Origin of the sequence: Salinivibrio proteolyticus, from assembly GCF_027286365.1 — a bacterium.
In the GTDB taxonomy this organism is placed as follows: domain Bacteria; phylum Pseudomonadota; class Gammaproteobacteria; order Enterobacterales; family Vibrionaceae; genus Salinivibrio; species Salinivibrio proteolyticus.
This window is the reverse complement of record NZ_CP114584.1, coordinates 999,770-1,011,858: the sequence shown is the minus strand read 5'-3', so window position 1 is coordinate 1,011,858 and position 12,089 is coordinate 999,770. Positions and strand designations below refer to the sequence as shown.

Here is a 12,089-nt window from a genome sequence, read left to right as displayed (position 1 = left end):
AAGGCAGTCCCGAAGGCCTGCCTTTTTCATCATAGCTAACTGTTAGTTACTTAGCACGTACAGTTACTTAGCGCGCGGCTCTGATGCTAACCCTTTGAACAAGGAAGCAGTCGCTACCAGTAGTACAATCGTGAACGGGAAGCCGGTTGAAACCGCCATCGCTTGTAGGGCAACCAAGCCACCACCAAGGATAAGCGCCACCGCAACTAGGCCCTCGAAAGACGCCCAGAAAACACGTTGTGGCACTGGCACGTTCACTTTACCGCCTGCAGAGATGGTATCGATAACCAGTGAGCCTGAGTCAGACGAGGTCACAAAGAACACGATAACCAGAATGATACCGATGAATGAAGTAATCGATGCCAACGGCAAATCATCCAACATTGCAAACAGTTTTAGTGACAGTTCAGCGTCTACAACTGCGGTGTAACCTTCGTTCACAAATTGACCAATCGCGGTGCCACCGAATGCGGTCATCCACAACACACAAGCAGCAGATGGGATCAGCAATACGCAGGTGATGAACTCACGCACTGTGCGGCCACGAGAAACACGCGCAATAAACATACCTACAAATGGGGACCATGAAATCCACCATGCCCAGTAGAACGAGGTCCAGCCTTGCGTAAAGTTGGCATCTTCACGTGCAAACGGCATAGACAGCGCAGGCAAGTTTTCAAGGTACGCGGCGAGGTTACCAAAGAAACCGGTCAAAATGGCTAGCGTTGGACCCACTGCAATCACAAAGATAAGCAGTAGCAGTGCGAGCAACATGTTCACTTCGGAGAGGCGTTTCACCCCTTTATCTACCCCAGCAACCACAGACAGGATGGCCATACCGGTGATACCCATGACAAGCAGCACCTCTGTGGTGTTACCCAGTGGCGTATCAAACAGATAGTGAAGACCAGCAGACGCCTGTGAGGCACCAAGGCCCAGTGAGGTCGCAAGACCAAAGAGAGTCGCGATGATCGCAAGAATATCGATCACGTGGCCGGTCCAGCCCCATACACGCTCGCCAAAGAGCGGGTAAAAGACTGAACGCATGGTCAAAGGCAAGCCTTTGTTATAGGCAAACAAGGCCAGACCTAGCGCCAAGACAGCGTAGATAGCCCAAGGGTGAAGACCCCAGTGGAAAATCGTTGCAGACATGCCTAGGCGTCGAGCTGCTTCAGCATCTCCGGCTGCAGCGCCTAACGGTGCCCAGTCGGTACGAATACCGTTTGCATCAACAGCGGTACCGCCCAATGAGGTTTGAAAGTGTGTTAACGGCTCTGAAACACCGTAAAACATCAAACCAATACCCATACCGGCGGCAAACAACATCGCAAACCAGCCCGCATAGCTATAATCCGGCTTAGCTTCTGTCCCGCCGAGACGAACGCGACCCAAAGGTGACACAATCAGTACTAGACAGGCGATAACAAAAATATTACCTGCAGAAAGGAAGAACCAGTCTAGATTCGAGGTCAACCAACCCCGAAGATCACCAAAAACAGGGCCGATTTGGTTTTGAAATGCCAAAGTGACAAATACAAAGGCCATAATGGCCAGCCCCGAGACCATAAATACTCGGTTGTGAATATCAAAACCAAACGGGCCAAGTTTAACGGCCACATTATCCTGACCGACCTGGTAGTCAGTATCGATCGGGTTAACTTTCCCGTCCGGTTTCATCATATCTTCATGGCTTTTATCGCTCACGAGTTAACTCCTTAGTCCGTTTGTTCGGAAGCCTGTGAGTGTCGGTGGCCTGTGCGCTCAATTGGCCTTTTCATCGCAAAACGCGGATAAAAAAGTTGACCAGCAGCAAGAACCGCAACATCCACACAGTTCATTACCCTAACATAAATGCGCAACCAATTTAATTAGGGCACTAACCAAATGTCGATTTTATAACCAGCTATTAATCAATATATCCACTAAAACCCCAGGCTACATGCGGCCTAGAACTCATTTGAACTCTTTATTTCAGAGCTATAAAGGATTGTGTCATACACTTTCCTCTTTCAGGTTTAGCGGAAATACGCCGTATCATAAAAAGAATTCATTGATAGTGCTCACAAAAAATACCTATGTTCACCAGCAAAACTTTTGATGGATCACAAAGACATCGTGAATAGCATGCGTCTGTTCAAGTACCTATCGTGAAGCCGCTCTGAGCTCGCACGACTCGCCTACGAGCACATAACCTCCAGGCCACAAAAATGCAAAATAATGCAACAATATGATTTATTCGTGACACTTGTCACACTGAGAAAAATAAGTACAATACCGCCGCAATCGTTTTCCATCCCAGTTTAACGTTTGCGGAGCAAGCATCATGCAATTTGGCATCGGCCTTTTGGGGATTAGCGTCCTCTTTCTAATCGCGATTGGATTTTCAGAAAATCGTCGTGCGATCAACTGGCGTACCGTCGGTGGCGCTTTCATTATTCAAATCGCCTTTGCCGGGTTTATTATCTCCGTCCCGCTTGGTCAGCGCATTCTGGCTAACGCATCAGAAGCCGTGTCCGCAATTATTAGCTTTGGCGATATTGGTGCTGAGTTTCTGTTTGGTGATCTCGCGAAATTTAAACTTGGCTTTATCTTTGCTTTCAACGTTTTACCAACTATCGTCTTTTTCTCCGCTCTGATCGCGGTGCTTTATCATTTAGGGATCATGGCTTGGATTATTCGCCTGATCGGTGGCGTACTAAGACGCGTACTCGGCACCTCGCGCACTGAATCGATGTCAGCCACAGCCAATATCTTTGTCGGATCAGTAGAAGCCCCTCTTGTCGTGCGCCCTTTTCTCGCCTCAATGACGCGCTCAGAATTATTTGCAGTCATGGTCGGCGGGTTAGCCTCCGTGGCTGGAGGCACCATGGTTGGATACGCAGGCCTCGGTGTTGAAATGAAATACCTGATCGCTGCCGCCTTCATGTCTGCACCAGCCGGTCTAATGATGGCAAAAATTATGGTCCCGCAGACCGAAGCGCCTATCAGCCATACCCAAGCGCAAGCCGAGCAAGATAACCACGATAAGCCTGTCAACTTGATCGATGCAGGCACACAAGGTGCTCTAAGTGGATTACAAATTGCGATGGCAGTCGGGGCTAGCTTGCTGGCCGTGATCAGCATGATTGCGCTGATTAACGGCGGGTTGGGCAAACTTGGTCCGATGATCAATATGCCTCAGTTAAGTCTGGAATGGATATTCGGCTATGTGTTTGCACCAGTCGCTTGGCTCATCGGCATTCCTTGGGGCGAAGCGATGACTGCGGGTACCTTGATTGGTAAGAAAATTGCGGTGAATGAATTTGTGGCGTTTGCTGATTTTATGAACCTAAAAGGTGCACTTTCTCCCCATAGCCAAGCCATTGTTACCTTTGCACTGTGCGGCTTTGCCAACCTCACTTCGATCGCGATGTTGATGGGCGGACTGGGCGGTATTGTTCCAGAGCGCCGAGGTGATATCGCCAAATTAGGAATGCGTGCCATTCTTGCCGCCACCTTAGCGAATCTGATGAGCGCAACATTGGCAGGGCTGTATCTGACTTTGTAACCTCAATCAGGCTAGATGGTTTTGCCATCACTCTGACGGTTCAGTGTTTCTCACCAAGGATGGTGAGTGCACAAAAAAGTCTCGAAGAGAAAGGACTTCATCTGTTACACTTCATTTACTTAACGTAAAGAGATGTAGTCATCATGCGGTATCCTTGGGTTCTTTTTGATGCAGATGAAACACTGTTTCACTTTGATGCGTTTGCAGGACTGCAACGCATGTTTTCACACTATGATGTCGATTTCGACCAGCACGCCTTTGCCGAATATTCAGAGCTAAACAAACCTTTGTGGGTGCAATACCAAAATGGCGAAATAGACGCACACACGCTGCAAACCAAACGCTTTACCCACTGGGGAAAGCGGCTCAAGGTGGCTCCGACAACGCTAAACCAGCATTTTTTGGATGCGATGGCCGAAATCTGTGAGCCACTCCCAGGCGCAGAAGCACTGCTAAACGCGATTCGTCCACACGCACACATTGGTATTATCACCAATGGCTTTACCGCGTTACAGGATGTGCGCTTGGAAAAAACAGGGTTCAAGCCAGCCATATCTACTCTCGTGGTATCCGAGCAAGTCGGTTTTGCCAAACCTGACCCTCGCATCTTCGAGCATGCATTTACAAAAATGGGCCATCCACCTAAGTCTCAAATCCTCATGGTCGGCGATAATCCAATGGCCGATGTCCTCGGTGGCATGCGCGCAGGCATAGACACATGCTGGTTGAATCGCGACAAAAAGCCCCTACCAGAAGGCGTGACGCCTACCCACCAAGTGGACTCACTGCATGCACTCCAAGCGTGGCTCATGCCTGACAACGCCTAATCATAAAAAAAGAGAGCCAATGCTCTCTTTTTTGCTTTCCAACGATGTTTTTGCCTAGTGGGGCAAATTAGCTGCGGTCACCAGCAACAAAAGCGGCTTTTTCTGCTTGTTGGCCTTGGTCGGTATTTGCAACATAAGTCACTGAACCACTGTTTTGGTCTTGGCTGTAAATGAATACACGACCTGATTCGTCAGTCACTTTGGTGTCCACGCTTTTTGAGCTGGTCACTTTCGCGCCTTTAACGGCTTGACCTTGTTCAGTCACTGATACCCAAGCACCGCCTTCTGCAGGTTGTACGTCAAGGTTAAGACCGCTCGCCATTACTGAGGTTGATGCGAGTGTCAGTGCAAAAATAGCTGCTAATTTTTTCATGGTTGTTTCCTCTCTCGTTGTCGATTGATTGTTATTAAACGCCAATCTCGGTGACCAATTGTCACCACAATGTCTCTATTTGAAGATTTTCTTTACGACCTTTCGTCGCGGGACGAGAGAGAATGTACGCCGATAAAAGCGTGCTCACAATCACAGTTATGCGAATGACTTGTTCGAAAAATTGCACGTGATTTCACGATCAATCAAGCGTAGAAGATCACAGATATGTGCCTATCCTTACCTCCAAAAGTGATCTTCTTTCTCCTTTCACCCGTTTTTCCAAGAGCCACGACATTCCTGAGCAGTCACTCACTGTCATTGCTGATGATGGTTTGGTGAGGAATGATCAATCGATGAAAAGGAGAGCAACATGTTAAAACGTACCTTCACGAAATTTGCGGTGACTGCCGCCCTGATTCTAGGAATGGGAAGCGCGATGGCTGCGCACCACAAAGGCGGCCACGATATTGTGGACACAGCTGCAAAAAATGATGACTTTTCTACCCTTGTGGCCGCTGTCAAAGCTGCAGGGTTAGTGGATACCCTCAAAGGAGAAGGGCCATTTACGGTCTTTGCGCCCACGAATGCGGCATTCGCTAAGCTGCCAGAGGGGACGGTCGACATGCTTCTCAAGCCCGAAAACAAGGATAAGCTGGTCGATATCCTCACCTATCATGTCGTACCGGGTAAGGTAACCGCAGAACAAGTGATGGATATGTCGTCCGCCACCACGGTACAAGGCAGTGACATTATGATTAAGACCTCTTATGGCAAAGTTAAAGTCGATAACGCGACTGTAACCAAAGCCGATATTATGACATCAAACGGCGTGATTCATGTGATTGATACCGTGATCATGCCTTAGCGACCGAGCTACTTAGCCTACGATTGTACAGATAGTGATTAGACCTGTGCGGTCAATCGTCAGTGACAAAAAAGCCTGCTCCATGAGCAGGCTTTGTCGTTAGTTCGGATTTATTCGCTGACGTGAGTCAAGCCGCTTGGCTATCGCACGACTGCTGATACTTGCCGAGCAAGGCATGGTAGAAATCGTGATCGGAAAGCGTGCCAACCAATTTGCCATTTTCTACCAGTAGTACGGGTTTGTTGGTGTGATAGCGGATTTCAATCGCGTCACGCATTTCGATATCAGGCGATGCCATTACAATGGTATCCGAGCTTACTTGTGACAAGTCTGCCATGTCTTTTTTCCACTCAGCCACACGCAAATGCTGTGTGCCCGCCATGGCCGACAATGCACCCTGAGGCTCTACTGTCACCCAGATATCACGCTGATCGCACACCTTCCAACGGTTTTCAACGTGCGGCATGGTGTCGATATCTTTCATCATTGAGCGACCTTTCAGTACGTTCAACGGATTAGTGTGTGCCACAAAGTCGCGAACATAGTCCGTTTCTGGGCGCAGAACAATGTCTTCAGGTTTACCGTGCTGAATAAGCTGACCGGACTCCATGATGGCAATGTTGTTACCAATTTTCAGTGCCTCGTCCAGATCGTGGCTCACAAACAAAATCGTTTTGTTGAGTTTTTTCTGCAGCTCCAGTAGCTCGTCTTGTAGCTGAGCACGGATCAAGGGATCCAATGCGGAAAACGGTTCATCCATCAGTAGGATGTCACTGTCCATCGCAAAGGCACGGGCCAAGCCAACACGCTGCTGCATACCGCCAGACAATTCGTGTGGATACTGATAGGCCCAATCCGCCAATCCCACCATTTCAAGTTTTTCTAATGCTTGCTTACGGCGTTCTTTTTTACTGATGCCTTTCATTTCTAGACCGAAGGCAACGTTATCCACCACGGTTAACCAAGGCATCAGAGCGAATTTTTGGAATACCATTGAGGCACGGTTGGTACGCAGATGACGCAGCGTTTGTGCATCCACACTCGCCATATCCACCATTTGGTCACCATCGCGCACTTCAAGGCTGCCACGGCTAATCGGGTTAAGGCCATTCACTGCCCGTAATAAGCTCGATTTACCTGAGCCAGATAGGCCCATCAATACGCAAATCTCACCTTCTTTTACATTAAGTGACACATTGTCCACACCCACGACTTGACCAGTTTGATCGATGATCTCTGATCGCGTTAAGCCTTTGTCGAGCAAGTCGAGTGCGGGTTGTACGTTGTCACCGAAAACAACATCAAGATTTTTAATTGCGATTGCGTCCATGGTATCCCCCTTATTCATGGCCTTGGTTTGGTGCTTTACACAGGCGGTCAAGAATGATGGCTACCAATACAATCGCCAGACCCGCTTCAAAACCTTGAGAAATGTTGACAGTGTTTAGTGCGCGAACCACTGGCTTACCGAGGCCGTCAGCCCCCACCAGTGCGGCGATAACTACCATCGACAGTGACAACATAATACATTGCGTCACACCCGTCATAATGCTTGGCAGTGCCGCGGGCAATTCCACTTTAAACAAAAGCTTCATGCGGTTGGCGCCAAATGCACGGCCAGCTTCCACCAACTCCTCTGGCACACGTGTAATGCCGAGATAAGTCAAGCGAATCGGTGCTGCAATCGCAAAGATGATGGTGGAAATCAGTCCCGGTACAATCCCTAAGCCGAAAAGAACCAGCGTGGGAATCAAATATACAAAAGGCGGTACCGTCTGCATTAAGTCCAAGAGTGGACGCATAATGGTATACGCTAAGGGCCGGTGAGCAGCCATTATCCCAAGCGGTATGCCAATTAATACGGAAATCGTTGTCGCGGCAAACACCAGAACAAAGGTTTCCAGCATCTCTTGCCAGTAGCCCAGGTTGAGGATCAACAAGAGCGCACTCACAACAAAGATCACGATGGAAATTCGACGCTGCAGGTACCACGCTAACGCAGCAGTCATGATGATAGGCATTGCAGGTGGCATCCATTTAAAGATGTCGACCAAAAACATGATGCTGGTATCTAAACCAATCGAGATGGCATCAAAGAAGCCCGCGGCGTTCATGGTTAACCAGTCAACGCCATTTTCCATCCATTGACCGAGTGGGATCTTGTTATCTGTAATAATATTCACAATAAAACCTTAGGGGGCGGCGATTAAACCGCCCTCTCCTTCTACACTTTTTTGTTACGCTTCAGTCTTTTTAAGATATTCAGTCACAGCTTCCACGGCATTTTTACCGTCTAGTGTGGTGATACCGTCTAGCCACTTGTTCAACACACTTGTGTTGTTACGTAGCCATTCGCGCGCTGCAACGTCTGGTTTCTCGCCGTCGTTCAGGATTTTACCCATCATTTCGTTTTCCATCTTGAGGCTAAACTCAAGTTGCTCGAGCATTTGACCCACATTCGAACATTGCTCGACATAGCCACTACGAACATTGGTATGAACCGTGGCACCGCCGTAGTTAGGGCCAAAGTATTCGTCTGCACCAGACAGATACTTCATGTCAAAATTGCTGTTCATTGGGTGTGGGGCCCAACCTAGGAAAGCAACCCATTTGTCTCGGCGAACGGCACGCGAAACTTGTGACACCATGCCCGCCTCGCTTGATTCGATCAGGCGGAAATCTCCCAGATTGAAATCATTAGTATCAATCATTTTTTGGATTTGACGGTTGCCGTCGTTACCAGGCTCGATGCCATAAATGCGTGAGTCGAATTTGTCAGCGTATTCCGCGATATCTGCAACACTGGTCACGCCTGCTTCGTAGACGTACTTAGGCACGGCAAGGGTGTATTTAGCACCAGTCAGGTTGGCACGAACACTATCGATCGAGCCTTCATCTAGATATTTTTTTATATCGCCCGTTTGGGTTGGCATCCAGTTACCGAGGAATACGTCGATGTCGCCCGACGCCAGAGATGAAAAAGTCACAGGCAGTGACAGCAAGTCTGTCTCTGTTTGGTAGCCCATGCCTTTTAGCACTTCTGTGGTGATGGCTGTGGTTGAGGTCACGTCCGTCCAACCGATATCCGAGAAACGTACCGTCTCACATTGGTTGGCAGCGGCGCTAAACGCCACCATAGAGCTCAGGCCAACCGCGGTCATCAGGGTTTTGGTGGTCTTACGTTTGTTCATTGACATCTTGGATTCCTTGTAATGCTTACTGATTAGTTTCCAGTGAAGGCGCACCTTCGGTGGCTTTCTCACTTTGCGCGTTCTGATTGCGTTGCTTTTGCTGCCACTCAGCCGCAATCCATACTGGCACCTGCTCAGCAGGCAAGAGTGGCTTGTCGAGAATCATGTCAGCGGCGCGCTCCGCTACCATGATGGTTGGGGCATTCAAGTTGCCATTTGGAATGGTGGGGAAAATCGATGAATCCACCACGCGCAAACCTTGAATCCCTCGAACACGGCACTGCTCATCGAGTACCGCCATCGAATCGGTGTCTGCACCCATTTTGCAGGTACACGATGGGTGATACGCACTTTCCACGTTCTCTTTCACCCAACGATCAATCGCTTCGTCTGTGGTGACATCACGACCCGGTTGAATTTCTTCACCACGGAAGGGGTCCATAGCACTTTGATCCATGATTTCACGGGTCAAACGAATGGTGTCGCGCCAGTCTTGGCGATCTTGTTCGGTGGTAATGTAATTGAACAGGATCGACGGTTTATCTTGCGGATCCGCCGACTTGATACGTACATGGCCGCGGCTTTCAGGCTTGTTTGGGCCCACATGGACTTGGAAACCATGCCCATCAAACGCCGCTTTACCGTCGTAACGCATCGCTGCAGGTAAAAAGTGGTACTGGATATTTGGCCACTTCAACCCTTCGCGTGAACGAATAAAGGCACATGATTCAAAATGGTTGGTGGCACCCAAGCCTTTACGGGTCAAGATCCACTCAGTACCGATCATTCCCTTGCTAATTAACCCCAGCTTGCTGTTGAGCGTAATCGGCGCTTTACAATGGAACTGGAAGTAAACTTCAAGGTGGTCTTGCAGGTTTTCACCCACACCCGGCAACTCGTGCTTGACGTCAACACCGGCATTTTCCAGTACGTCACGCGCACCAATGCCTGAAAGTTGCAGCAGTTGCGGTGATCCCACTGATCCCGCGCTGGAAATGACTTCTTTGTCTGCCATCACGCGTTCAATTTTGCCGCCCTTTTCAAATTCCACACCTACCGCACGTTTGCCTTCCAGCAAGACACGACGAGTCACAACACCCTTTTTCAAGGTCAGATTGCTGCGCTTCAGCGCACGACGTAGGTAGGCATTTGACGTTGAAGCACGCACACCCTTATCAACCGTCATATGCATCGGCCCAAAGCCTTCTTGCTGATAACCGTTGTAATCTTTGGTTTCTGGATAGCCTGCTTCGACACCCGCATCAATAAAGGCTTGATAAAGCGGGTTGAGTTTCATGTCGTTACCGTTACAAGTACCGACAGGGCCCTGACCACCACGGTAAGTATCTTCACCGCCTGACCAGCTTTCTGCACGTTTGAAGTAAGGCAAACAGCTGGCGTAATCCCAGCCATTCGCACCGTGCTCAACCCATTCTTCAAAATCGCATGCGTGACCACGCACATAGACCATGCCATTAATAGATGAACTACCACCCAGCACTTTACCGCGTGGGCAATGTAGCTGACGGCCATCCAAGCCTGGCTCAGGCAAAGACTCAAACTGCCAGGCATAGCGCTTGGTATTCATGGGATAAGACAGCGCCGTCGGCATTTGAATAAAAATGCTTTTATCGGTGCCCCCGGCTTCAAGCAATAGCACTTGATATTCGCCGGACTCGGTGAGCCGATCCGCCAGCACACAGCCGGCCGAACCCGCGCCGACGATAATATAATCGTAGCGTTGTGACATATTGGTCGCTCCGTTAACTGGGGTTAGGCGTATGGGCTAGCGAAATCGCCTAGCTCAATCAGCACACTCTTGGTTTGGGTATAGTGAGTCAGGGTCTCGACACCATTCTCACGGCCGATGCCTGATTGCTTATAACCACCAACAGGCATTTCTGCTGGCGAATCACCCCAGGTGTTCACCCAACAAATACCGGCTTCAAGCTGATGGATCACGCGATGTGCACGCGACAAGTTTTGGGTAAAGATGCCCGCTGCCAACCCATAATGGGTATTGTTGGCACGGCGGATGACCTCTTCCTCGTCCGTGAAACGCAACACTGACATCACAGGGCCAAAGATCTCGTCACGCACATGCGCCATGCTGTCATCACAATCGGTGAAGATAGTCGGGGCCACAAAGTTACCTTTGTCGAGACCATTCTCCATTAAGCGTTCGCCGCCAGTTAGCAGAGTGGCACCACTTGCTTTCGCGCCTTGAATGGCCGTCATCACTTTTTCAAGGTGCTCGGTTGAAATCAGTGCACCGACTTGGGTGTTCATATCCATTGGATCACCGACGACCAGTTTCTCAGTGCGCGATTTCAGCTGCTCGACAAACGCGTCATAAATGCTGTCGTGAACAAAGACACGGGTACCGTGTGTACATACCTCACCTTGGGTATAGAAGTTGGCGACCATAGCCGCAGATACCGCATTGTCTAAATCCGCATCATCAAACACGATGCAAGGTGACTTACCACCCAGTTCCATGGTGACTGACTTCAGGGTGTTTGCGGCATCACCCATCACGGTTTTACCGGTACCGACTTCACCGGTGAAAGAAACTTTGGCAATCTCTGGGTGTGCTGTCAGCATTTGGCCAACACGGTAATCACCTTGAACCACGTTGAATACGCCGTCAGGCATACCGGCTTCAGTGAAGATCTCTGCCAATTTAAGGGCTGTGAGCGGGGTTTCTTCCGATGGTTTAAACACCATGGCATTACCTGCCGCTAATGCTGGCGCTGATTTCCACATCGCAATTTGAATTGGATAGTTCCACGCACCAATGCCTGCACACACGCCAAGTGGCTCACGACGGGTGTAGAAGAATTGATTCTCAGACAGCGGTTGCTGCTCACCTTGCATGGATGGCACCAGATTAGCGAAGTATTCAATCGCATCAGCACCGGTTACCACATCAACCTCAATCGCTTCTTGCAACGGCTTACCCGTATCAAGGACTTCCAGCTTCGCCAGTTCATCATTGCGCTCACGCAATAAAGCAACCGCCTTCAATAGAATTCGGCTACGCTCCATCGCGGTCATGCGAGACCAAACGGCAAAGCCTGCTTTTGCGGCATCAATCGCTTTCTGCACATCGTCTGCAGAAGCTTGGCCGATCTGTGCCAGTGTTTCACCCGTTGCAGGGTTCACGGTGGCAAAGTATTCACCACTGGATACGTCAGTTAACTGACCATTAATAAAAAGCGTTTTCGCGTCCATGATTAATCCTGAATTCTTTTCTGTTCGTGTGTGCATGTCAGCTGCTATCCCG

The 12,089-nt window shown here is 49.4% G+C and carries 10 protein-coding genes; 3 read left to right on the top strand and 7 right to left on the bottom strand.

Annotated features, from left to right (window positions below; translation table 11 throughout):
- Positions 1-63: 63 nt before the first annotated feature.
- A complete protein-coding gene (locus N7E60_RS04900) occupies positions 64-1,680 on the bottom strand; it encodes a BCCT family transporter (protein ID WP_371414234.1) in 1,617 nt (538 codons plus the stop codon).
- 643 nt (positions 1,681-2,323) lie between these two features.
- Here N7E60_RS04900 and N7E60_RS04895 point away from each other — a divergent pair.
- The gene (locus N7E60_RS04895) at positions 2,324-3,547 is read left to right on the top strand and encodes a NupC/NupG family nucleoside CNT transporter (protein WP_269598271.1); all 1,224 of its coding nucleotides are present in this window, start codon (positions 2,324-2,326) and stop codon (positions 3,545-3,547) included.
- A 143-nt stretch (positions 3,548-3,690) separates the two neighbouring features.
- Positions 3,691-4,374, top strand: a complete 684-nt coding sequence (gene yjjG, locus N7E60_RS04890) for a pyrimidine 5'-nucleotidase (protein ID WP_269598270.1) — start codon at positions 3,691-3,693, stop codon at positions 4,372-4,374.
- 67 nt (positions 4,375-4,441) lie between these two features.
- Here the strand turns inward: yjjG and N7E60_RS04885 are convergent, their stop codons facing one another.
- On the bottom strand, positions 4,442-4,747 hold the full coding sequence (locus N7E60_RS04885; protein WP_069591330.1) for a hypothetical protein: 306 nt from the start codon (positions 4,745-4,747) through the stop codon (positions 4,442-4,444).
- 370 nt (positions 4,748-5,117) lie between these two features.
- Here N7E60_RS04885 and N7E60_RS04880 point away from each other — a divergent pair, with 370 nt between their 5' ends.
- Positions 5,118-5,612 (top strand): fasciclin domain-containing protein, encoded by a 495-nt coding sequence (locus N7E60_RS04880; protein ID WP_084781576.1) that lies wholly within the window; start codon positions 5,118-5,120, stop codon positions 5,610-5,612.
- Between the two features lie 127 nt (positions 5,613-5,739).
- Here N7E60_RS04880 and choV read toward each other — a convergent pair whose 3' ends face one another.
- The 5 genes from choV to betB are packed head-to-tail and all read right to left on the bottom strand — an operon-like array spanning position 5,740 to position 12,037.
- Positions 5,740-6,942: a choline ABC transporter ATP-binding protein gene (gene choV / locus N7E60_RS04875; RefSeq protein WP_069588036.1), complete on the bottom strand. Its 1,203-nt coding sequence runs from the start codon at positions 6,940-6,942 to the stop codon at positions 5,740-5,742.
- 10 nt (positions 6,943-6,952) lie between these two features.
- Positions 6,953-7,795: a choline ABC transporter permease subunit gene (choW, locus tag N7E60_RS04870; protein WP_069588035.1), complete on the bottom strand. Its 843-nt coding sequence runs from the start codon at positions 7,793-7,795 to the stop codon at positions 6,953-6,955.
- Between the two features lie 54 nt (positions 7,796-7,849).
- Positions 7,850-8,809 (bottom strand): choline ABC transporter substrate-binding protein, encoded by a 960-nt coding sequence (locus N7E60_RS04865; RefSeq protein ID WP_269598269.1) that lies wholly within the window; start codon positions 8,807-8,809, stop codon positions 7,850-7,852.
- A gap of 19 nt (positions 8,810-8,828) precedes the next feature.
- Positions 8,829-10,553: a choline dehydrogenase gene (betA, locus tag N7E60_RS04860; protein ID WP_269598268.1), complete on the bottom strand. Its 1,725-nt coding sequence runs from the start codon at positions 10,551-10,553 to the stop codon at positions 8,829-8,831.
- Positions 10,554-10,576: 23 nt separating this feature from the next.
- The gene (gene betB / locus N7E60_RS04855) at positions 10,577-12,037 is read right to left on the bottom strand and encodes a betaine-aldehyde dehydrogenase (protein ID WP_269598267.1); all 1,461 of its coding nucleotides are present in this window, start codon (positions 12,035-12,037) and stop codon (positions 10,577-10,579) included.
- Positions 12,038-12,089 lie beyond the last annotated feature (52 nt).

Coding starts and splice junctions, on each gene's coding strand:
- N7E60_RS04885 (WP_069591330.1), bottom strand. CDS start 4,747: ATGAAAAAATTAGCAGCTATTTTTGCACTGACACTCGCATCAACCTCA.
- N7E60_RS04865 (WP_269598269.1), bottom strand. CDS start 8,809: ATGTCAATGAACAAACGTAAGACCACCAAAACCCTGATGACCGCGGTT.
- choV (WP_069588036.1), bottom strand. CDS start 6,942: ATGGACGCAATCGCAATTAAAAATCTTGATGTTGTTTTCGGTGACAAC.
- N7E60_RS04880 (WP_084781576.1), top strand. CDS start 5,118: ATGTTAAAACGTACCTTCACGAAATTTGCGGTGACTGCCGCCCTGATT.
- N7E60_RS04900 (WP_371414234.1), bottom strand. CDS start 1,680: ATGATGAAACCGGACGGGAAAGTTAACCCGATCGATACTGACTACCAG.
- N7E60_RS04895 (WP_269598271.1), top strand. CDS start 2,324: ATGCAATTTGGCATCGGCCTTTTGGGGATTAGCGTCCTCTTTCTAATC.
- betB (WP_269598267.1), bottom strand. CDS start 12,037: ATGGACGCGAAAACGCTTTTTATTAATGGTCAGTTAACTGACGTATCC.
- yjjG (WP_269598270.1), top strand. CDS start 3,691: ATGCGGTATCCTTGGGTTCTTTTTGATGCAGATGAAACACTGTTTCAC.
- betA (WP_269598268.1), bottom strand. CDS start 10,553: ATGTCACAACGCTACGATTATATTATCGTCGGCGCGGGTTCGGCCGGC.